Raw genomic sequence first — 22,036 nt, 5'->3', positions numbered from 1 at the left:
CAGCGCTCCCAAACAGCTTGGTGCGACCACCGTGCTTGCTACACGCTCTTGTAGATATCCACCAGCGCCCATGCAGTGCCGCCACCCTTGTCCATGACTTCGATGGTGCCATCTGGAAACAGGGAATTGAGGCGATCCAATGTAAATCTCTGGTGGTGATACGGCGGAATGGGCTCCGGCTCCTCATATGGAACCGTTATGATGAGACGTTCGGTGGCAATATTCCGCAGATGGTCGACTGCGAGGTCGAACGCTGGATTCGGAATGTGCTCAATGCACTCCAAACACGTCACGACTTGGGAACGCAGCTCGTTTGGAGGCTGAGCAAGGTCGTAACTTACGACCTCGAAACCGCTGAGATTGCGAAAGGCGCTGTGCAGCTTCTTGTCAGCTCCGCGCACTCTGGAGAAACGACCACTTCGAGCGGCAGCATCGCAGAACTGGCCCATGCCCATGCCTATATCGAGGAGATCACCCTTACCTAAGCGGTCCAGTATAACCGACCAGCGGCGGTAATCCGCAATCCTCAAGCCATTCGCAGGCGTTTTGCCATCGTTGTAGGCAGCGTAGGTCTGTTGAACTTCGGGCGACAAATTAACTGAAGCATCGAGTTTCATATTTCGGCCTATGGCAACGTCATCCCAATTGGTCGCCAATGTACCCGCCAACTAACTAGACCGGAAGAAGGTCTAAGATTTTCCCTGCATAATAGTTGCGATTCTGTCGGCCGCGATCTTGGCGGTAGCACCCCACGTACGCTCTGCTACCACCCATCGGCGTCCCTCTTTGCCGAGCCGTGCGCGCAATTCGGGATCACGGATCAGCCGGGCCAGCGCGTCAGTCAGGCTGCCAACGTCATCCTTTTCGAAAACCAGCCCGGTCTTGTCGTCCAGAACCATCTCACGAAGTGCGCCAACGCTCGATGCAACGACCGCCTTTTCCATGGCATATGCTTCGAGCGGCTTCATCGGCGAGACCATTTCCGTCACCGGCTGAGCTTTGCGCGGGAATGGCGCGATGTCGATCAGAGAGTAATAGGATTCAACCTGATCGTGCGGCACGCGGCCAGGCATGATCAACCAGTCCTCTAGCCCGCGCTCTTGCGAAATGTGCTGAACCTCGGTGGTGATCGGACCGGCATCGCCTGCCGAGACGTTCTCGTTTCCGACAAGTAGCAGCCGAAAAGCAAGGCCGCGGTCGCGCAGATTCGCTGCCGCCTCGACGAGAAGCTCGAGGCCTTCGTACTGGACGAACGTGCCGATGTAGCCGATCACGGCAACGTCTTCCGGAATTCCAAGCTTTGCCGCAAGCACCGCGTCGCGTGGGCGCGGGACGAAACTTTCGGGCTCGCAGGAATTTGGGAGAAGCGTGATATGATCGGCTGGAACGCCGCGGCGTACCAATTCCTGCTTCATCGGGCCGGTCAGCGTGAAGACGTGATCGGCATGTTTGGCGGTTTCGGCTTCGAGGAGCTCCTGGATTTTGTAGCTGGGCGTGTGGATGAATTCCGGCTCGCGGGATATGCGCGTGATCTCCCAAAACCCACGGATTTCGTATGCGAACGGAATTCCCAGCCGGCGCGCCGCGATGAGGGCGGGCAACGCTGTCTGATAGTTCGACGCCGCCATCACGAATGCGGGCCGAATGACTTCAAACTCGGCTGCTATGGAGTCGGCAGCGGCCTCCATGTATCCCACGGCCGAACGTCCTTGCCGAGAAGGCGTGAGTAGCCGACGGTAGGTTATACCTTCTATCTCGTCCTGAAACGGAACTGCATCTGCTGTGAGTTCGGGCTTGGCATCCAAAGGAAATCCGGGTCGCGTCAAAGCGACGACATCGAACCCAGCCTCTTTCAGGCCGAGAGCTACACCTTGCGCGCGTGTTGCGTATCCCCCAGACGCGAACGGCAAACTGTTGTGAAGAACGTAGCAAATCCGGTTATGGATCGGTGCAATCTGGGCGAGCGGGCTCGACGGGATCTTGTCGACCACTGACAACTGAGAAGCGGCACTTCTACGGAGTTTGTCGAGTATCTCATTTTGAGACGCTGACGGTGCGTCTCCATAAATTCTTTGCAGTCTGCGGATCGTCTGCCAAGCCTCCTTAAGATCGCCATCACGTTGCAAAGCCCAGTAAAGGGCGCGAAGCGACGCATCAGACACGTCAGAGGCAGCCGCTTCCCGCAAGAGCGTGATTTCGTCTTGGGGATGACCGTCGTCCCGCAATGCTTTCCCCGCGGCAATTAGTGCATTGCGAAGCCCAACCTCGTCCGACGAGTACTTTGCGGCAAGCACTTGACTGACCCCAACCACACCTCTGTCGCGATGTAATTGCAGGAGATGGTCGCGTTCTCGAGCTTTAGTCGTAACGTGGGGCGTTCCGTCCGCAACGTTTTCGCGGTCCTTGCTTGATCGATAGATGCCCCAAATCCGGCGGGGCAGCTTGGCGGCACTTCTCGGCTGTTTGGCAGCGAGCACCAGTGCATTTCCGATCTGGAAGGACGTCGAATCTTCCAACGCCACCAGACGCCGTTCAAGCGAAACGATTTGCTGGTCGCGTTTTCGTATTTTTGATTCAAGCTGAGTGTGTTTCGACAGTTCTTCCCGGTACGCGATACATTTGGCGTGCTCGGCGTCGAGCTTCTCTTTCAAAGAACGGCATTGGGCGGTCAGTTCGTCGACCTCGACGGACCGCTGCGCCAATCGTTCTTCCATGCTGATTTGCTTTCGACGCGAAGCATAGGCATCCGCGCTGAACTTCCCCGCCTGCTCTTGATAGAAACCGCCAGCAATCGCCGTCAGGGCGGCAATATCCGTCGGGGTCATCTCAGCCCCCCGCCGCTCCGGCCAATCCGCCTCCAGCCAATCCATCGTCGCAGCGCGCAACGCTTCGAGCCGGGCGGCGGTCTGGGAGAAGTCGAGCGGGGCCGTCGCTGCGTCGAACGCCGCCTGCACGGCCGGGCCGACCTCCATAGCAGACAGGTCGAGACAGTCGCCGGGGCGGCCGACGAGTTCCATCAGGCCGGGGATCTTGTGGCCGTGGCTTGCGAAATAGAGCCCGTAGCCCGACTTGCCGCAAACCATGCCCAAAATGAGCGCGTGGAAACGGGAGGCGACGACGTGGTCGGCTGCGTTCAGTGCGTCGAGATAGTCGTCGATCGTCGCGACTGGGCGCTTGAGGAAGCGCGCGGCATGCGGGGAGCCCGAAAGCTCGCGCTCCACCGCTTCTGCGATCGCGCGGTCGGCATCGGTCTGGACGAACATGGTGACGCGGTGTTCCGTCTCCTCCAGGACCTTGCGACAGAAGTCGAGGCTGAAACGGTATGCGGTCTCCTGCGCGGCCATCTGGGGATCGTCGGCCTTGATGTTCAGGCGCGCGTCTTCGGCAATGCGCATGCCCCAATGCCCCGAGCGCATGACGAGGGCGATGTTGCGCGCGGCCTCGTTTTGCGGCCGCGCCGGCGGCGGGACGATGAAGAAGGCCGGATCGAGCAGCGCCTGCGGTTCGAGCCCCGGCGCAAGGTCGCGCAAGACATTAAGCGAGCGCGTCTCCCGCGCCGCAATGCGCGGCCCGCCCGCAACGAGCGCTTCCATCAGGGCGCGGGCGGATTTCGTCTCGTAGGGACCGAAGGTCGAAGGCATGACGAGGCATGCCTTGCCGGCCTGTCGGGCCGCGAACGCTGGCAGCGTGCGCCAGAAGAGATTGCGCGGGTTCGCATTGCCCTCGTAGCTGAACAGATGTTCGCCGGCGGCAAGCACGATCAGATCGGCCTCCGCGACCCCGCAATGGTCGAGCCAACGCTCCGGCTCGAGCGCCATGTCGACGCCGCTGACGTCGCTGTCGGAGACTTCGACCAGTCGCACCGCGCCTTCGGGGCCGAACGACGCCTTCGACGTCTCCATGTAGCGCGAGTTCTTCACGTTCAGGAGGACGGCCGCTATCTGCGCTTGCGGATAGGCCGCCTGCAGAAGATTCACCTCGCCGCGATTGATCGCGATGTCGCCGACATTGCTGGCAACGTGCCCATAGAAAATGGCTATCGACTTGATGTTCATCTGGTCCAATCGGGTTGCGTGAAGTTCGGCGCGTCAGGCGGCGGTGGATGTCCGTGCGGCAACGAGGTCGGTGCCGGAGGGCACGAGGGCGGGATGGCGGGCGGGTTCAGGCGGCGCGTCGGCAGGCTTTCCTGCCATCATTGTCGTTTTGGCAAAAGCCAATTCGATCCTGCTCACCAGGTTGATCGCGGTGCGGTATTTCTGGCCGGCAAAGGCTCGTTCGAACTCGGACAGCAGCGCGACGAGCATGACGTCGTCGGCCGATACTCCTGCAAGATCGTCGCGCGCCTGACCGGCATGAGCGAGCCATTCCTGCGCCCGCGCATGGTCGCGCTTGCCGGTCGACCAGCCGACGCCGATCGGCTCCAGCGCCCAGCGTGCCCAGTGCGTGGCGACGGGCGGTTCGCTCTTGCGGTGCTTGACCTTGTCGATCGTGACGTCGGGATTGTGGATCGCGAGCGGCATCCGCTCCAGCCACTCGATCAGCGGCTGGCGGATGACGCGCAGGCGCTCGACGTTGCTGCGCTCCTTCGCGCTCGAGGCGACCAGTCCCATACGCTCGATGTCGATGCCTGCAAGCCGCTGCGGCAGCAGGCGGTGCGAACGGCGAAAGCGCAGCACCATGTCGCGCGGCAACTGACACGCCCAGCAACGGCCGCGGATTTCCGCCAGATCGGCCGACCATTCGCGCGCAGTCGGCGCCCGCCCCCTGCCGCGGCGATAGACGAGGCAGGTCATGCCGTCGACATCGGTCGCGCCAAGGAATTCCTGCGCGGGCAGTTGGCCATCCGACAGGGCCTTCAGGAGAGCGGTCTCGTGGACGGCGGCATGGGCACGCCCTGCGCTGAAGAGCTTGACGAAATAGCGGCTCTCGCCGCCCGCGGCTTCAGCACGCACGTCGAAGACCAGCAGATCGGACTGGCCGGTCTGATGCCAAAGGTCCATTCGCGCCGTGTCGACCTGCGCGCCCGTCGCCGCCGTCAGCGCTGCGGGAAGCCATTTCTCGGGCTCGCCCATGCCAAGAAGGTCCCAGACGCCCTTGCCGGCGATCGCCGATGCCCCCTGCCAGACATGCCCGCGAAAGAACAGCGAGTTGATCTGCAGCTTGATCGGAGACAGCGCGATGGCGTTGTTGACGATGCGGGCGAGGCTCTGGAACGTCTGCCGACCGAGCAGCAGGCTGATAATCGCGAACAGGATGTGGAAGGACGCGCCGCTGATGAATTCGACCACGATCAGGGTCGTGATCGCGAAGAAGCCGGTCGAACTCGCCTTCGAGACATATTGCGTGCCGTTCGCCTCCAGCCACTGGCGAAAACCGGGGCTGACCGCTCCACCGATCGCGGCGACGGCGAACCAGGTGCCCGCCCACGCGACCACGACGAACCCGACGCTCGGGTGAAGGTAGCCGATGAGCACGATGACGAGCGCCACGAAAATCGTCGCCGCCAGCGTGTCGGCGAAGCGCCGGCAGGCCTTGTGGACCATGTTGTCCTGGTTGGCGAAGATCGGAAGCTTGTCAGCTTTGGCCAGCACCAGGTCCCCGGTTCGCTCGGAGAAGATGTCGATGATCTTGTCGGCGATGAGATGCACGAAATAGATGCCCACGGTCGCCGCGCCGAGGGCGGCGACGAGCACTTCGCGCTCGATCGCCTGGAACGAGTTCGGGAAGTAGCTCGGCACGTGCGGCGAGCCGACGAGGATGATGAGCTTCAGCGGCAGGAAGAATGCGAGCAGGTTCGACACGCGCGAGACGAGCGTCGCCACGACGATGACGGCGAGTGAGACCGGCGCGATCCGCACGAGCCGGTTGCAGATCGAGAGCGCCCAGCCCGCATAGGCGCGCACGTTCCGGATCAGCCACATATCGCTATCCCATTTCGATCGGTCGACTTGCCCTGCATGCGGCCTCGGCAGATGTTGGCGCGCGGCAGCATAGCGTCATGAGCGACATGTTTCACCATGATTTGACCCACCATCACTACGGGTGGTCCGCCGGCGTAAGGGCGCGGGGCGTGGCTTGGGTATCGGCCCCGTCCCTGCCGGACGGCTGCGCGATTCCCGCCGCGCCGGTCAGGCGGGCATACATCTCCACCAGAAGATGCTCCTGCGCTTCCCAGTTCAGCCGTTCGGTGGCGTTGCGTGCATTGGCCGCGAAGGTCTCGCGCAGCCCGCGATCCTCGACCATCCGCCGCAGCGCCGCCGCCAGTGCGTCGGTGTCGTCGGAGGGCACGAGGATGCCGAGACTGTCGGCCTGGACGATCTTGCGGATCTCCGGGAAATCCGACGCCACGACCGGCAGTCCGGCCATGACGTACTCGAACAGCTTGTTGGAGTCGGTCGTGTAGTGGTTGAGGCAGGTGTTCTCGATCGGCTGCACGCCGATATCGGCCGATCGCGTGTAGTCCGGCAACTGGTCGAGATCGACCTTCGGGATCAGCTTCACCCGTTCCTCGAGCTTCAATTCGGCGATCACCTTGCGGACGGCGGGTTCCGACTTGCCGCTGCCGACATAGACGACATAGGCGCCCGGAACCGATGCCGCCGCAGCCGCGAGCCGCTCGAGGCCCCGGCCGGACTGAATGCCGCCCTGATAGACGATGATCGGCCAGTCTTCGCGCAGTCCCAGTTCGTCGCGAATGCGGGTCGACGGCGCCCAAGGCTGCCGGCGTGGCCGGTTCTGGAGAACCATCGGCCGCGGCACCTTATAGGCGCGGGCGAAGAATTGCGCGCGCGCGTCGGTGGTGGTGATCGTCGCGTCGGCGCGGGGCATCAGATGCTTCTCGATCCAGCCGATGAACTTGCGCTCACGCGCATAGCCCTCGCGATCGGTGCTGATCTCGTGCGCGTCATAGACGAGCGAGGCACGGGCGAACACGGAGGCGAGCCAGGCGGTCGGAAGCGTGTTGAAATCGTGTGCGTGGACGACATCGGGGCGCGATGCGACGAGCGCGGCGAGGAGCGCGCTGTGCGTCGTCCCACGCGTGACGATGCCGGCCGCCAGACGAAGCTTGCTGCGCGGCGCCGGCTTTGTCGGGACAGACGAGGCCGCATTTGGCGCAGGATCACCTGCCGGCCTTGCAGTGAGGCCAAGACGCTGGCGCAGGGTCCAGAACGGGCTGCGCATCACGCGGACGACCTTGACACCGGACCCGAGCGTCTCGCGCCGCTGCGTTTCGCCCGGCGTGTAGAGCGCGAACACCGTCACCTGGTGTCCGGCTGCCTGAAGCGTCTCGGCTTCCTTCAGCACGCGCGCGTCGTTGCGGAAATTATTCCACACGATCATGGAAACTCGAGACATACCGAACTTTCTCTTGGGGCCGATCGCGGTGTTGCCGCTCAGAAGCAAGCGTCAGCGTAACCGTCGCGCCCTATCGAATTGCGCCGTGTCTGCCGCATTCGAAACAAGTCAATAGGGAGGCGCGGTTGCACCTCCCCGTCGAAACTTTGCAGATAAGCCATCGGGCTATCGAGGAAAAGAGGCGGAAGGTGGACCCTCGCACCGCATCTCACTCGGCCGGGCGCACCGGCGCAAGCGCGCGGTCGATATTCGCATCGTCCAGTCGGGCCTGCTGCGATGGTGGGGCCGGCTGGTATTCGGGCACGATATGCCGCAGCAGGTCGATGACCCGCCCGGCATCCTCCGCCTCGGCGGCTTTCTGCAAATTGTTGAGCGTGCGCTTCATCAAGGTGCCGTCGATAATGCGCGGCAGAGCGATGACATAGCCGTCGTCGAGATGCGAATCCTTGAGTTCGCTCGGATCGAAAAGCTCCTCGTAGAGCTTTTCGCCCTGGCGCGGGCCGATGAATGAGATTTCGATGTCGATGCCGGGCCGCAGCCCCGCAAGCTGGATCATCCGCTCGGCCAGGTCGAGAATCCGCACCGGCTTGCCCATGTCGAGGACGGTGATCGTGCCGCGCTCCGGACCGGTGTCCAGCGTCTTCGCGGTGGCGTGGAGAACCAGGCGCACCGCTTCGGGAATCGTCATGAAATAACGGACGATCTGCGGGTGCGTGACGGTCACCGGACCGCCGGTCAGGATCTGTTCCTGAAAGCGCGGCACGACCGAACCGTTCGACCCCAGGACATTGCCGAACCTCACGGTCTTGAACCGGGTCGTCGCCGACGTCACGTCGATCGCCTGACAGTAAGCCTCGGCAGCCCGCTTCGACGCGCCCATGATATTCGTCGGATTGACGGCCTTGTCGGTCGAGATCATCACGAAGATGGCGGTGCCGTGCTTCAGCGCCGCATCGGCCGCGTTGCGCGTGCCGATCACGTTGGTCTTGATCCCTTCGATCGGATTGTCTTCGACGATCGGTACATGCTTCAGCGCGGCCGCGTGGAAAACGATCTGCGGACGGTGGGTGGCGAAAACCGCATCGAGCCGCAGGGCGTCGCGCACGCTGACAAGCTGGGTGACGATATCGAGATGCGGAAAGCTGTCGCGGATTTCGGTGTCGAGCAGGTAGGTGTTGTGCTCGGAATTGTCGGTCAACACCAGGCGGCTGGGATCGAACTGCGCGATCTGCCGGACGAGTTCGGAGCCGATCGACCCGCCCGCGCCGGTCACCAGCACGACCTTGCCGCGAATGAGGTCGGCGACCGAACTCACGTCGGTGACGATCTCGGTCCGGCCGAGGAGTTCGCGTATCTCGATCGGGCGCGGTTCAAGCACGCCGGTCGGGCCGACATGCGACATTTCCATCTGGTCGGGAATGCGCGTCGTCCTGAGGCCGGCGGCCGTTGCCCGGTCGACGATCTCGATCAGCCGTTGCCGATCCGGCCGCGATTCCGCGACGACCAGTTCCGAAACGTGAACCCGCTGGCGCTTCAAACGGGCCACGACGGCATCGATCTCGTCGAGCCGGCCATAGACGCGCACGCCCTGCATCGACTGCGAAGTGATGCGGTCGTCGAGTATGCCGACGACGTCGAACTGATTGACGGGCGAGCGCCGCGTCGCTCGGATGAACGCATCGGCCTCGGATGTGTAGCCGAGGATCAACACGTAGCGGGTGCCTGCCGCATGCTTGCGGATGCCGCGGCGCAGAAACCCGCCCTCGACCGCCAGCCGATACATGATGCGCGGACCCGCAAGCCCGGCGAACATCAGGAAGCTGGTCAAAATCAGTACGCTTCTGGGCACGTTGCTGCCGCGCGAAACGAGAAACGCGCCGGCCGTGTAGACGACCACTGCAAGGACCGTGGCCTTGCCGAGATTCATCATCTCCGGCAGCGAAACGAAGCGCCAGGAGCCGCGATGCGTGGCGAAGAGGATGAAGGAGACGGCGCAGATCGCCGTAAACATCAGCGTCTTTTCGGCGATTCCCGGCACGGAAGGCACGAATTCGATGCGAAACACGATGCCGTAGGCCGCCAGAAACGCAATGGCCGCGACCGCGCAGTCCAGGAGGAAGCTGAGCGGCCTCCACAAAACCGTTCTGGGCATTGACAGTTTCATACTCGAACCAATCCAGGCATCGCCCTCAAGGGATGGTCAATGAACTGAGCGCCGCGACGATCCAGCAAAGCCACAGGTTGCATCACCTCAGCGAAGAAGGCGATAAACAATGTTACAGATTCCGGTCCAATGCGCGTCGAAATGCGAGAATTCCCCAGATGAAGCGGATCGTGATTACCGGCGCCAGCGGAATGATCGGCACCGCGCTACTCGATAATATGCGGGAGACAGGCGACGCGATCACGGCCGCATCAAGGCATGACGCGCATTTCCCACCGGGCGTCCGGCATGTCAAGGTCGGGGAGGTCGGCGCCGAAACCGACTGGCGCGACGCTCTCGAGGGTCAGGACGCGCTCGTCCATCTGGCTGCCCTCCTCCCAAGCCCCGCGCATTCGCCCGACGATTTCGACCGCGTGAATGCGGCCGGTACGGCGCGAATCGTCGAGCAGGCGGAGCGATACGGCATCAAGACCATCATATTCCTGTCGAGCATCGCCGTCGTGACCGCCAACGCGAACGACCTGCCCATCGACGACGCGACGCCGCCCAATCCCGCAAACGCCTATGGGCGGTCCAAGCTCAGGGCGGAAGAATCCATCATGCGCTTCGCGTCGATCGGCCGGACCGGCATTTGCCTGCGCCCGCCGCTCGTCTACGGCGCGCAATCGCGCGGCAACTGGCGCGCGATGATGACGCTGGCCGCATCCGGCCTGCCGCTGCCTTTCGGGGCCGTCGACAACCGGCGGACCATGATCAGCGTCGGTAACCTCGTCAGCGCCATCCGCCACTGCCTTGAAAACACCGCGCCCGAAAGGAGCGGCGCATATGCAGTTGCCGATCGCGAAAGCGTCAGTCTTGCGCAGATGCTGCGGCACCTGCGCGAAGGCATGGGGCGGCGGCCCTTGCTCTTGCCCGCTCCCGCCTCGCTTCTGGCTGCCCCGCTTCGCCTTGCCGGCAAGGGGCAGATCGCGGACAGCTTGTTCGGCGATCTCAAGGTGGACTCAAGCCGCTTTCGCCAAGCGTTCGGCTGGTCGCCGCCGGAAAGCGCGCGCGACGCGATCCACCGCTCCGGCCGCGAGTTCGCCGCTACTCGACGGTGACGGACTTGGCGAGGTTGCGCGGCTGGTCGACGTCCGTGCCCTTGAGCACGGCCGTGTGATAGGCGAGCATCTGGAGCGGCACGGCGAAGACGAGCGGCGCGAGAAGTTCGGGTGCGGTCGGCACGACGATCGTCTCCAGCGTCTCTATGCCGGCCTTCTCGGCGCCCTTCTCGTCGGTGATCAGGATGATCTTGCCGCCGCGCGCCGCCACTTCCTGCATGTTCGACACGGTCTTTTCGAAGACGCGGTCATGCGGCGCGACGACGATCACCGGCATGTTCTCGTCGATCAGGGCGATCGGACCATGCTTCAGTTCGCCGGCGGCATAGCCTTCGGCGTGGATATAGGAGATTTCCTTCAGCTTCAGCGCGCCTTCCACAGCGAGCGGATAGCTGGTGTCGCGACCGAGATAGAGGGCGTGGCGGGTGTGCTGGAGTTCGCGCGCAACCTTCTCGACCTGCTCGACGACCTTGAGCGCGGAGTTGATGTAGCGCGGGGCCTCGGCAAGCTGGCGCACCAGCCGCGCCTCCTCCTCAGCATTGATCGTGCCGCGTTGGACGCCGGCGCGAACGGCGAGCGAGGCGAGAACGGCGAGCTGGCAGGTGAACGCCTTGGTCGAGGCGACGCCGATTTCCGGACCCGCGAGCGTCGGGAAGGTCCCGTCGGATTCGCGGGCGATGGTCGATTCGCGAACATTGACGACGGCGCCAATCTTCATGCCCGCCTGGCGGCAATAGCGCAGCGAGGCGAGCGTGTCGGCGGTCTCGCCGGACTGCGAGATGAACAGCGCCGCGTCCTTGGCCGCCAGCGGCATCTCGCGGTAGCGGAACTCCGAGGCGATGTCGATGTCGACCGGCAGGCGCGCATGGCGCTCGAACCAGTATTTGCCGACGACGCCGGCAAGGTAGGCCGTACCGCAGGCCGAGATGGCGAGGCGGTCGATCGTCGAAAAATCGAACGGCGCGGCCATGTCGCGGGTGCGGCCGGTGGAGAAGTCGAGATAGTGGGCGAGCGTGTGGGAGACGACCTCCGGCTGCTCGAAGATCTCCTTCTCCATGAAGTGGCGGTAGTTGCCCTTGTCGACGACATAGGCCGCGTTGGCCGCCTGCCTTCTTTCGCGATTGACCGCATTGCCGGCAGCATCGAACACGGCGAAGCTGTCGCGGCGAACCACGGTCCAGTCGCCGTCTTCCAGATAGGTGACGGCATTGGTGAAGGGCGACAGGGCGATGGCATCGGAGCCGAGGAACATTTCGCCCTTGCCGTGACCGATCGCCAGAGGGGGGCCGTTGCGCGCGCCGACGATCAGGTCGGCATCGTCGGCGAACATGATGGCGAGCGCGAAGGCGCCCTCCAGCCGCCGGATCGCGGCATGGGCGGCCTCGACCGGGGTGGCGCCGTTCTTCACGCCATGCGCGACGAGGTGGGCGACGACTTCGGTGTCCGTCTGCGAGGCGAAGGAATACCCGTCGCGCTTCAGTTCCTCGCGAAGCTCGGCGAAATTCTCGATGATGCCGTTATGGACGACCGCGACGCCGCTGGAAAAGTGCGGGTGGGCGTTGGTCTCGTTGGGAACTCCGTGCGTGGCCCAGCGCGTGTGGCCGATGCCGATCGTGCCGTCGAGCGGCTCCTCGTCGAGGCGGCGTTCCAGATTGACGAGCTTGCCCTCCGCGCGCCGACGGTCGAGCCCGACGTCCGACAGCGTCGCGACGCCGGCGGAATCATAGCCGCGATATTCGAGGCGCTTGAGCGCATCCACGATCAGGGGGGCGACAGGGCGCGTGCCCACGATTCCAACGATACCGCACATATCAGGACCTCATCGGGAGAGTACCGTCCCGCGTGACGGCATCCATTTCGGTTAAAGCTGCATTGCGACTCCAAAAACCCGTTCGAGGCCGCGCAGATCGATGTTTCGGCGGCCATAGCATTGCGGTTTTGGCGCCGCAAGGCTGCCGACCCCGCCTGTCAGGTGCGTTCGTCCCGGATCATCGCTTCCACGATCGCCTGTCTGTCGGCGAGAAGCGCGACGTCGCCGCGCGTCTCCAGATTGAGCCGTAGTAGCGGCTCGGTGTTCGATGCGCGCAGGTTCAGGCGCCAATCGTCGAATTCCATCGACAGCCCGTCCAGCCAGTCGGTCGTGCGCGCCTTGCCGGCCAGATTGTCGGCGATGCGCTCCTGAACCCTGCGGCTGTCCGGTACGGTGAAATTGATCTCGCCCGAACACGGAAACGCCGCGATGCGGTCGGCGAGGAGATCGGCCAGCGGCACGTCGCGCGCGGAGAGTTCCGCGACGACCGCGAGCCAGGCCAGCATGCCGGAATCGCAATAGGCGAAATCGCGGAAATAGTGATGCGCGCTCATCTCGCCGCCATAGATGGCATCCTCCTCGCGCATCTTCTGCTTGAAGAAGGCGTGCCCGGTCGGGCAGGCTTTCGCGACGCCGCCCATCTGGCCGACGATGTCGATCGTGTTCCAGCAGACGCGCGGATCGTAGATGATCGGCGAGCCGGGATGGTCGCGCAGCATGGTCGCCGCGATCATGCCGACGAGGTAGTAGCCTTCGACGAATTCGCCGCGATGGTCGTAGAGGAAGCAACGGTCGAAATCGCCGTCCCAGGCGATACCGAGATCGGCACCCGTCTCGCGCACCGCGGCGCTCGCGCGCAGGCGCTTTTCCGGCAACAGCGGGTTCGGGATGCCGTTGGGCAGGCGCGGATCGGGCTCGTGGTCGACGCGCACGAACTCGAATGGCAGATGCGGCTCGAGCATGTCGAGAACGGGCCCGGCACAACCATTGCCGGCATGGACGACGATCTTCATCGGCCGCAAGGGCTTGGCTACGACGGATGATAGCAGCCGGTCGACATAGGCCTGGCGCGGCAGGATGTCGCGCAGGTGCCCGCGCGCGGCGTAGTCCGCCACCGCCGGCAGCGGGATTTCGGAGAGGACGACGCTTTCCAGCGCATCGAGCGCATTTTCACGCGTGGCGGCGCGCGCGCCCGAAAGCACCATCTTCAGCCCATTGTAGTCGGCCGGATTGTGGCTCGCCGTGACCATCAGCCCGGCATCGGCACCGCTTGCGGCGGTGTGGAAATAGACCTCTTCCGTGCCGCACATGCCGAGCGGCAGAACGTCGACGCCGACGTCCAGCAGTCCCTGCGCCAGCGCCAGGGCGAAGGCCGGGCTTTCCTGGCGCATGTCGTGGCCGACGACGACTGCGCGGGGTCCGAGTTCCCGCCCGACAGCCTTGCCGAAGCGATGCATGAAGGCGACGTCGATTTCCTGCGGGATGCGGCCGCGAACGTCATAGGCCTTGAAGGGCGATCCCAATGGCGTACTCCGCTGAAGACTTGATGGGGCAAGTTGCACAATTTGCGTTCACGACATGTAAATTGGACTTTGTCATGAATACTCCGGAACGGAACCGGGAAAGACAGCGGGGACGCGCGAATGCTCTTGCCTATCATCATGGCTGGCGGGTCGGGGACCCGGCTCTGGCCGCTTTCGCGACAGCTCTACCCCAAGCAGTTCCACGCGCTGGTCGGCAACGAAACCATGCTGCAGGCAACCGTCTCGCGCCTCGATGGCCTCGACGCGCAGACGCCGCTTGTCATCTGCAACGAGGAACAGCGCTTTCTCGCTGCCGAGCAGATGCGCGTCGCGGACGCGGGGGATGCGACGATCCTGCTCGAGCCGGTCGGCCGCAACACGGCGCCCGCGATCGCACTCGCTGCGATCCGCGCGTCGGCAGCCGGGCACGATCCGGTCCTGCTCGTCCTTGCCGCCGACCATCACATCCGCCAATCCGAGGCGTTCCGCGATTGCGTGCGCGCTGGCGTGAAGCTGGCCACGGAAGGCAAGCTCGTCACCTTCGGCATTGTCCCGGCGAGCGCCGAGACGGGCTATGGCTACATCCGCAAGGGCAATCCGCTCGGGGCGGGCTTCGAGGTCGCCGCCTTCGAGGAAAAGCCCGACGCTGCCACCGCCGGGCGCTACGTCTCGGAAGGCAATTACCTCTGGAACAGCGGCATGTTCATGTTCCGCGCCCGCCGATACCTTGAGGAACTCAAGAAATTCCGGCCCGACATCCTCACCGCCTGCCGCCAGGCGATGGCCGCGACGACGCCCGACATGCAGTTCGTGCGCGTCGACGCCAAGGCGTTCGCCGAGTGTCCCTCCGAATCCGTCGACTATGCGGTCATGGAAAAAACCAAGGACGCGGTCGTTCTGCCGCTCGACGCGGAGTGGAACGACATCGGTTCATGGTCGGCGCTGCTGTCGGTGCAGGAGCGCGACGCGGACGGCAACTCGTTCTCAGGCGATGTGCTGTCGATCGGTACGCGCAACACGCTGGTGCGCGCCGATGGCCGCCTCGTCGCCCTCGTCGGCATCGAGGACCTCGTCGTCGTCGAGACCAAGGACGCGCTGCTCGTTGCGCACCGGGACAAGGTTCAGGACGTCAAGGGCATCGTCGACCAGTTGCGCGAAGCCGGCCGCACCGAGCACCTGAACCATCGCGACGTCTACCGTCCGTGGGGCCACTACGATTCCATCGATGTCGGGGAGCGCGACCAGGTCAAGCGCATCACGGTCAATCCCGGCGCCAAGCTTTCGGTGCAGATGCACCATCACCGCTCCGAGCATTGGGTCGTCGTGCGCGGCACGGCGCGGGTGCACAAGGGCGAGGAAACGATCATGCTGACGGAGAACGAATCCGTCTACATCCCGCTCGGCGAAATTCACGCACTGGAAAATCCCGGCAAGATCCCGCTCGAACTCATCGAGGTGCAGACCGGCTCCTATCTCGGCGAAGACGACATCGTGCGCTTCGAGGACCGCTACGGCCGGTCCTGATCGAGCGGCAGCACGTCAACCGCTTGCGTTGCCGTCTGGCCACCGGCGGTCCGGATGACGCCGCGCACCGGCGGCACGTCGGCGTAGTCGCGGCCATAGCCGACGACGATGTGGTCGGCGCCGACCACGAGGTCGTTGGTCGGGTCGAACTCGACCCAGCCGGTCTTCGCCCCGCACCAGGCCGACACCCAGGCGTGCATGGCATCCGCGCCTTCGAGCCGCTCCTCGCCCTTCGGCGGAATCGTCCGCAAATAGCCGCTGACGTAGGCGGCGGGTATGCCGAGGTGCCGCAGGGCGGCGATCATGATGTGGCTGAAATCCTGGCAGACGCCGTGCCGCGCCTCGAAGGCCTCGGCCAGCGGCGTGTCGACATCGGTCGCCTCGGCGTCGTAGCGCATGTCTTTGTAGAGTGCGGCGTTGAGCGCCAGCGCCGTATCGAAGACCGTGCGCGCTGAATGTTCCCGCGCATAGTCGCGGATGCCCGCATGAGGCGGGACGAGCGCCGACGCGTTGAGAAAATGCGCCGGCGAGCGCCCCAGGAGTGTCCGGTCGGCATCGAGTTCGGCACGCAGATCGGCAAGGGAAACCGAATCCGAAATGGCATAGGACGGCGCCGTGCGCTCCACCCGCGCCTGCGCGGTGTAGACCAGATCGTCGGGGATAGCGTCGAAGGCGCAGTCGGTGACGGGATTGCCGAAAAAGTCCACCCGCGCCGAGCGCTCGCGCGGCATCGGATCGACGTCGACATGGCCGGCGATCATCCGTTGATGTGTACCGAGTGTCTGCGGCAGCACCCGGATCGCATGGCGCCCGCCGCCGGCAAGACCGGAATAGTCGAAGCGCATGGTCAGCTTGATGTCATAGAGCATAGCGCGTCATCCCAGATAGGCCGCGGCGACAAGGTCGGAGATGATCTCCAACTCGCCATGCACGCGTTCGAGGCAGGCGGCATCGACCTCCTGCGCCTGCGCGGTCGCAAGTTCGGTGTGGAGCCGCAGCGTCGCGCGCGCCAGGTCGCCGGCGCGACCGGCAAGCCCGCCATCGGGCAGCAGTTGCACCTGATCGTTGATCTCGGCGACCTGGAACAGGATGGAGCGCGGATTCATCGGGTCGAGCGCCAGCAGCGCCACGACGCTTTCAGCGCTTGCTTCGAGCGAAAAGCGGCGGCGATGGGTCAAGACGCTGTCGCCGATCTCGATCGCGATGTCGAGCGCGCCTTCCGGCGCATCGTCGGCGATCATGAAGCCGAGCATGGAGGCCGTCGCGATGGCGCGCTCGATCGAGCGGCCGATCCGCATGAACCGCCAGCCGGTGAAACGATACATATTCTCATGCGCAAGGCCGGAAAAACCGGTGATTTTGCGCAAAAGAACACCCATTATCCGCCCGTTTGGGTCCGAAACCTCGTCTTTTTCGCTCATATTCCGGGTCGTTGCGGCCAAATCCTTGAGCGCTGCCCAGCCATCGATCGAGAAACGGTCGCGCACTTTCGAGGCGCTGAAGACGGCCGAGCCGATGGTCGCGGACAGCGCTTCGGGAATGCGCTGGGCAAGGTCGATCCCGGCATCGTCGAGAAGTTCGGCAAAATGGACGAGCAGCGGCGTTTCCTCGCCGCCCGCTTCCGCCGCGCGGACGCGATAGGCACGCACGAGCCGCATCGTGTCTTCGGCGCGTTCCACATAGCGCCCGAGCCAGAACAGATTGTCGGCGGCGCGGGCCGGCAGCGCGCCCTGCTGCGCCTTCAGATTGGCCGCGTGCTCGCCGGAGAGAAGGCTGATCGCCTCGACCGGCTTGTCGGCGACGACCCAGACATCGGCGACCTTGCCGCCGAGCGCCAGGCTCGCCGCACCGCCCTCGCCTGCCGCGATCCGCGCATAGCCGCCGGGCAGCGCCTGCCAGCCATCGGCCGTGCGCGCCAGGAAAACGCGCAGGCTGAACGGCCGCGCGGCCAGCGTTTCGCCATCGAGCGCCGGCGTCGAGCCGAGCGAGACGATCTCCTGCGCGACGAAGAGTTCGGGATGCGTCGCGGGCGATGCGTCGACCGAGAAGCCGTGGGTGGACAGCGGCACGTCGCCTTCATAGGGAAGGCTGGTGGAGAGCGCCGACGAGCGATGGAGGTCGCCCCTCCCCGCCACGGCGTTGCGGGCTGCCTCGTCGCCGCACCACCATGTCGCGACATTGTGCAGCGCGAGCGGTTCGCCATGAAGGACCTCGCTCAGCCGCGGCATGAAGGCCAGGAGCGCGCGGGTTTCGAGCACGCCGACCCCGAGCGCGTTGACCATGGCGAGGCTCCCCTGGCGCAGCGCCGAGACGAGGCCCGGCGTGCCGAGCCGCGAGCGGTCGTCGAGTTCGAGCGGATCGGCGTAGCTGGCGTCCAGACGCCGCCAAAGCACGCCAACGGGCTGCGGGCCGGAGACGGTGCGCACCATCAGGCGGCCGTCGCGCACGGTCAAATCCTCGCCTTCGAGAAGCGACAGGCCGAGATAGCGCGCGATATAGGCGTGCTCGAAATAGGTGTCGCTGTGCGGGCCCGGCGTCAGGATCGCGGCGCGTCCCTCGCCGCCCGGCGCGAGCGACTGAAGGCTGGAGCGAAAATCCCGGAAGAAGCCGGCGAGCCGGTGGACGTTGGTATGGGTGTAGAGTTCGGCAAAGATGCGTGCGGTCGCGACGCGGTTTTCGAGCGCGAAGCCCGCGCCGGAGGGCGCCTGCGTGCGGTCGCCGAGCACCCACCAGCTTCCATCGACCGAGCGCGCGACGTCGAAGGCGACGATATTCAGCCGGTGGCCGGAGGCGGGCGGCACGCCGACCATCGGGCGCAACCATTCGGGGCTCTGCGCGACGATCGCCGCCGGCAGGTGCCCGTCCGCGACGAGGCGGTTGTCGCCATAGATGTCGGCCGCGACGGCTTCCAGAAGCTCGGCACGCTGGACGAGGCCGGAAACGAGGCCGGACCAGTCGGTCTCGTGGATCAGCACCGGCAGATGGCTGAGCGGCCAGACGCGCTCGGCATCGCCGGCGCCGAATTGGCGCAGATACACGCCGGCATCGCGCAGATATTCGTCGCCGCGCGCGACGCGGCCTTCGATCTCGCCCGGCTTCATCCGGGCCAGATCGTCGACGAGACCGCGCCACAGCGGACGCACCGCGCCGTCGCCATCCAGAAGCTCGTCATGCGTTCCGGGGAACGCACGATAGGTTTCCAGAAGCGCGGAGCGCCTTTTCGGCAGGGATGGGCGGGGAGACGGGGCGGTCATAGGTTCGCCGGACGCCTCAGATCGAGGGTGGACGGGAACTCGGGATGCGGCGTCTCGCGCACCGCTTCGAAGCGGCCGGGCGTGTGCCCCCACGGCTCGAAACGCGACAGCCGCCGGGCCTCTGCCTCGTTGTTGTTGATCGGGAACGTTTCGAAGTTGCGCCCGCCCGGATGGGCGACGTGGTAGACGCAGCCGCCGAGCGAGCGGCCGGTCCAGTTGTCGTAGATGTCGAAGGTCAGCGGGGTATCGACCTTGAGGACCGGGTGAAGCGCCATCGAGGGCTGCCAGGCTTTGTAGCGCACGCCCGCCACTGCGATGTCATTCCCCACCTTTTCCAGCGGCATGCGCCGGCGGTTACAGGTCACGGCATAGCGCGAGGGGTCAGCCGCTTGAAGCTTGACTTGAAGGCGCTCTGTCGAACTGTCCGTGTAGCGAACCGTGCCGCCAATCGCGCCGGTTTCGCCGAGCACGTGCCACGGCTCAAGTGCCTGGCGCAGTTCGAGCCTGACACCCTCGACCTCGATTTCACCGCAGAACGGGAAGCGGAACTCGGCCTGCGCCTCGAACCATTCGGATCGGAACGCGAAACCGTGGTCCTTGAGGTCAGCCAAGACGTCGAGGAAATCGGTCCAGGCATGGTGCTGGAGCATGAAGCGGTCGTGCAAAGCCGTGCCCCAGCGCGTAAAGGCGCCCTTCACCGGCGCCTGCCAGAGCCGGGCAATGATGGCGCGGACGAGCAATTGCTGGGCGAGCGACATGCGCGGATTGGGCGGCATCTCGAAGCCGCGAAATTCCACCAGCCCCAGCCGGCCGGTCGGCCCGTCCGGCGAATAGAGCTTGTCGATGCAAATTTCCGCGCGGTGCGTGTTGCCGGTCACGTCAGTCAGAAGATTGCGCAACAGGCGATCCGTCAGCCAGGGCAGCGGCTGGCCGCCCTCCTGCGGATCGGGAATCTGCGCCATCGCGATCTCAAGTTCGTAGAGCCCGTCATGCCGGGCCTCGTCGATGCGCGGCGCCTGGCTGGTCGGGCCGATGAAGAGGCCGGAGAACAGGTAGGAGAGTGACGGATGGCGCTGCCAGTAGAGGATCAGGCTGCGCAGCAAATCGGGACGACGCAGGAACGGACTGTCCATCGGCGTGCGGCCGCCGACGACGACATGGTTGCCGCCGCCGGTGCCCGTATGGCGGCCGTCGATCATGAACTTGTCGGCGCCGAGCCGGCACTGGCGCGCCTCCTCGTAGATCGCCTCGGTCGTCGCCACGCAATCCCGCCAGGACGAAGCCGGATGGATGTTGACCTCGATGACGCCCGGATCGGGCGCGACGCGGATCACGTTCATGCGCGGGTCGGCCGGCGGGGCATAGCCTTCGATGTGGACCTTGACGCCCAGCTTCTCCGCTGCGTTCTCGGCCGCGGCGACCAGTTCCAGATAGTCCTCGATGCGCTCGACCGGCGGCATGAAGACGCACAGGCGCCCATCGCGCGGCTCGACGGAAATCGCCGTGCGCACCGCGCCGCCGAGTTCGCCGATCTCCTGCTCGACGATGCCTTGCTGCGCACTTGCGGCGGTGAAGGAGGCGACCGCCTGCGCCGGCCTTTCAGGCGCGGGCAACGGACCACGCTCGACGGTCGGATCAGTCGGATGCACGTATGGATATTGCGATGGCGGGACGTAAGGCAGCGAGCCGAGTGGCAGGCGATAGCCGACCGGGCTGTCGCCGGGCACCAGAAAGAGATGACCGCGACGCACATTCCAGACTTCCGACATCCAGCGCGGCGCGACCGCAGCCGCCTGCCAACGCTGAACCGGCAGCACGAAGCCGGACGGCTCCGTCAGGCCGCGCCCGAAGACACGCGCAATGCGATAGCGCTCCTCGGGGTCGTCCAGTTTTGAGTTCTCCGGCGTGACGTTTTCGGGGAGTTGCCCCTCCTTTAAAAGCCATTCGGCCGGGTCCTCGTAAGCGGGTACGACGTTCTCCGACGCCACGCCCAACTCGCTGGCGATCGTCTGAAGCAACTGCTCGGCCTCCTGCGGCGTCGCGCTTCCGCCGCCCGCTTCCGTCGCGATCCGATCGGCATCGCGCCAGATGTGCTTGCCGTCCTCGCGCCAGTAGAGCGAAAACGTCCAGCGCGGCAGCGTCTCGCCCGGATACCACTTGCCCTGCCCATAATGCAGGAAGCCGCCCGGCGCGAAACGGTCGCGTAGGCGGCGGATGAGCTGATCGGCCAGCGCGCGCTTGGTCGGGCCGACGGCGTCCGTGTTCCACTCGCCTGCCTCGAAATCGTCGATCGACACGAAGGTCGGCTCGCCGCCCATGGTCAGGCGCACGTCACCGGCCTTGAGCGCCTGGTCGACCGTTTCACCGAGTTGGTCGAGCGCGGTCCAGGCCTCGTCCGAGAACGGCTTGGTGATGCGCGGATGCTCGGCCACGCGCGTGACCTTCATGTGGAAATCGAAGTCGACCTCCGCATAGCTCGCCAGTCCCGAAATCGGCGCGGCATTGGAATAGTGAGGCGTCGCGGCCAGCGGAATATGGCTTTCACCGGTCAGGAGACCCGAGGTCGGGTCAAGCCCGATCCAGCCGGCACCGGGCAAATAGACCTCCGCCCAGGCGTGAAGATCGGTGAAGTCGTGATCGGTGCCGGGCGGTCCGTCGAGCGCGGTCAGATCCGGCTTCAGCTGGATCAGATAGCCGGAGACGAAGCGGGCGGCAAAGCCCAGATGCCGCAGGATCTGGACGAACAGCCAGCTCGTGTCGCGGCACGAGCCCGTTGCCCGCTCGAACGTTTCCTCCGGCGTCTGGACGCCGGGCTCCATGCGGATGACGTAGCCGATTTCGCTGGCCAGCCGCGCATTGAGATTGACGACGAAATCCACCGAACGCTGCGGCACGCGCGGGATCGTGTCGAGGAACGCCTGCAGATGTGGGCCGGCGGGCTCCGGGTTTCGGTAGATCACGAGATCGGGCGCCAGCGCTTCGGGATAGTCGAAGGGCCACTGCTCCGCCTCTTCCTCGACGAAGAAGTCGAAGGGGTTGAACACGGTCATGTCGGCGACGAGATCGACCTCGATCTTCAGTTCGCGCACCGGCTCGGGAAAGACGTAGCGCGCCAGCCAGTTGCCGTAGGGGTCCTGCTGGTAGTTCACGAAGTGATTGTCCGGCGAGACCTTCAGCGAATGTGAGACGACGCGAGTGCGGCTGTGCGGCGCGGGGCGCAGCCGGATGATCTGCGGGCCGAGCGTGACCGGGCGGTCATATCGGTAGTGGGTCAGGTGGCTGATGGCAGCGAGGATCGACATCGG

Annotated in this window: 12 protein-coding genes; 2 read left to right on the top strand and 10 right to left on the bottom strand. The window is 64.8% G+C overall.

Annotated elements, in window-relative coordinates; all coding sequences use genetic code 11:
- Positions 1 to 38 precede the first annotated feature (38 nt).
- The 5 genes from ACT6QU_RS06420 to ACT6QU_RS06400 all read right to left on the bottom strand — a co-directional run bounded on the left by ACT6QU_RS06420 (position 39) and on the right by ACT6QU_RS06400 (position 9,508).
- Positions 39 to 617, bottom strand: a complete 579-nt coding sequence (locus ACT6QU_RS06420) for a methyltransferase domain-containing protein (RefSeq protein ID WP_444563348.1) — start codon at positions 615 to 617, stop codon at positions 39 to 41.
- A gap of 72 nt (positions 618 to 689) precedes the next feature.
- Positions 690 to 4,055 (bottom strand): glycosyltransferase, encoded by a 3,366-nt coding sequence (locus tag ACT6QU_RS06415; protein WP_444563349.1) that lies wholly within the window; start codon positions 4,053 to 4,055, stop codon positions 690 to 692.
- A gap of 33 nt (positions 4,056 to 4,088) precedes the next feature.
- A complete protein-coding gene (locus ACT6QU_RS06410; RefSeq protein WP_444563350.1) occupies positions 4,089 to 5,921 on the bottom strand; it encodes a hypothetical protein in 1,833 nt (610 codons plus the stop codon).
- Positions 5,922 to 6,036: 115 nt separating this feature from the next.
- Positions 6,037 to 7,341: a glycosyltransferase family 4 protein gene (locus tag ACT6QU_RS06405; protein ID WP_444563351.1), complete on the bottom strand. Its 1,305-nt coding sequence runs from the start codon at positions 7,339 to 7,341 to the stop codon at positions 6,037 to 6,039.
- Between the two features lie 223 nt (positions 7,342 to 7,564).
- Positions 7,565 to 9,508: a polysaccharide biosynthesis protein gene (locus ACT6QU_RS06400; RefSeq protein ID WP_444563352.1), complete on the bottom strand. Its 1,944-nt coding sequence runs from the start codon at positions 9,506 to 9,508 to the stop codon at positions 7,565 to 7,567.
- 170 nt (positions 9,509 to 9,678) lie between these two features.
- Between ACT6QU_RS06400 and ACT6QU_RS06395 the strand changes: the two genes are divergently transcribed.
- Positions 9,679 to 10,620: an NAD-dependent epimerase/dehydratase family protein gene (locus ACT6QU_RS06395; RefSeq protein ID WP_444563353.1), complete on the top strand. Its 942-nt coding sequence runs from the start codon at positions 9,679 to 9,681 to the stop codon at positions 10,618 to 10,620.
- Here ACT6QU_RS06395 and glmS read toward each other — a convergent pair.
- Positions 10,607 to 12,430, bottom strand: a complete 1,824-nt coding sequence (gene glmS, locus ACT6QU_RS06390) for a glutamine--fructose-6-phosphate transaminase (isomerizing) (protein WP_444563354.1) — start codon at positions 12,428 to 12,430, stop codon at positions 10,607 to 10,609. The genes ACT6QU_RS06395 and glmS overlap by 14 nt on opposite strands.
- Before the next feature lie 158 nt (positions 12,431 to 12,588).
- A complete protein-coding gene (locus tag ACT6QU_RS06385; RefSeq protein ID WP_444563355.1) occupies positions 12,589 to 13,953 on the bottom strand; it encodes a phosphomannomutase in 1,365 nt (454 codons plus the stop codon).
- 120 nt (positions 13,954 to 14,073) lie between these two features.
- Here ACT6QU_RS06385 and ACT6QU_RS06380 point away from each other — a divergent pair, with 120 nt between their 5' ends.
- A complete protein-coding gene (locus ACT6QU_RS06380; protein ID WP_444563356.1) occupies positions 14,074 to 15,477 on the top strand; it encodes a mannose-1-phosphate guanylyltransferase/mannose-6-phosphate isomerase in 1,404 nt (467 codons plus the stop codon).
- Here the strand turns inward: ACT6QU_RS06380 and ACT6QU_RS06375 are convergent.
- From ACT6QU_RS06375 to ACT6QU_RS06365, 3 genes are read right to left on the bottom strand one after another with little or no spacing between them, the layout of a single operon-like run.
- Positions 15,462 to 16,346: a transglutaminase family protein gene (locus ACT6QU_RS06375; RefSeq protein ID WP_444563357.1), complete on the bottom strand. Its 885-nt coding sequence runs from the start codon at positions 16,344 to 16,346 to the stop codon at positions 15,462 to 15,464. The two genes, ACT6QU_RS06380 and ACT6QU_RS06375, sit on opposite strands and share 16 nt — an antisense overlap.
- A gap of 6 nt (positions 16,347 to 16,352) precedes the next feature.
- Positions 16,353 to 18,731, bottom strand: coding sequence for a circularly permuted type 2 ATP-grasp protein (locus ACT6QU_RS06370; protein ID WP_444563358.1), 2,379 nt, complete (start codon positions 18,729 to 18,731; stop codon positions 16,353 to 16,355).
- Positions 18,728 to 22,033 (bottom strand): transglutaminase family protein, encoded by a 3,306-nt coding sequence (locus ACT6QU_RS06365; RefSeq protein ID WP_444563359.1) that lies wholly within the window; start codon positions 22,031 to 22,033, stop codon positions 18,728 to 18,730. Before ACT6QU_RS06365 ends, ACT6QU_RS06370 begins: the two co-directional genes overlap by 4 nt.
- Between the last annotated feature and the right edge of the window lie 3 nt (positions 22,034 to 22,036).

The sequence above is a fragment of the Aliihoeflea sp. genome (assembly GCF_052435475.1).
Lineage (GTDB): Bacteria > Pseudomonadota > Alphaproteobacteria > Rhizobiales > Rhizobiaceae > Aliihoeflea.
The sequence above is the reverse complement of the archived record's forward strand: the minus strand, read 5'-3'. Positions and strand labels throughout refer to the sequence as shown.

What these genes read in the sequence shown, in the direction of transcription:
- ACT6QU_RS06420 (WP_444563348.1), bottom strand. Translation starts at nt 617, where the DNA reads ATGAAACTCGATGCTTCAGTTAATTTGTCGCCCGAAGTTCAACAGACC.
- ACT6QU_RS06415 (WP_444563349.1), bottom strand. Translation starts at nt 4,055, where the DNA reads ATGAACATCAAGTCGATAGCCATTTTCTATGGGCACGTTGCCAGCAAT.
- ACT6QU_RS06410 (WP_444563350.1), bottom strand. Translation starts at nt 5,921, where the DNA reads ATGTGGCTGATCCGGAACGTGCGCGCCTATGCGGGCTGGGCGCTCTCG.
- ACT6QU_RS06405 (WP_444563351.1), bottom strand. Translation starts at nt 7,341, where the DNA reads ATGATCGTGTGGAATAATTTCCGCAACGACGCGCGCGTGCTGAAGGAA.
- ACT6QU_RS06400 (WP_444563352.1), bottom strand. Translation starts at nt 9,508, where the DNA reads ATGCCCAGAACGGTTTTGTGGAGGCCGCTCAGCTTCCTCCTGGACTGC.
- ACT6QU_RS06395 (WP_444563353.1), top strand. Translation starts at nt 9,679, where the DNA reads ATGAAGCGGATCGTGATTACCGGCGCCAGCGGAATGATCGGCACCGCG.
- glmS (WP_444563354.1), bottom strand. Translation starts at nt 12,430, where the DNA reads ATGTGCGGTATCGTTGGAATCGTGGGCACGCGCCCTGTCGCCCCCCTG.
- ACT6QU_RS06380 (WP_444563356.1), top strand. Translation starts at nt 14,074, where the DNA reads ATGCTCTTGCCTATCATCATGGCTGGCGGGTCGGGGACCCGGCTCTGG.
- ACT6QU_RS06375 (WP_444563357.1), bottom strand. Translation starts at nt 16,346, where the DNA reads ATGCTCTATGACATCAAGCTGACCATGCGCTTCGACTATTCCGGTCTT.
- ACT6QU_RS06370 (WP_444563358.1), bottom strand. Translation starts at nt 18,731, where the DNA reads ATGACCGCCCCGTCTCCCCGCCCATCCCTGCCGAAAAGGCGCTCCGCG.
- ACT6QU_RS06365 (WP_444563359.1), bottom strand. Translation starts at nt 22,033, where the DNA reads ATGTCGATCCTCGCTGCCATCAGCCACCTGACCCACTACCGATATGAC.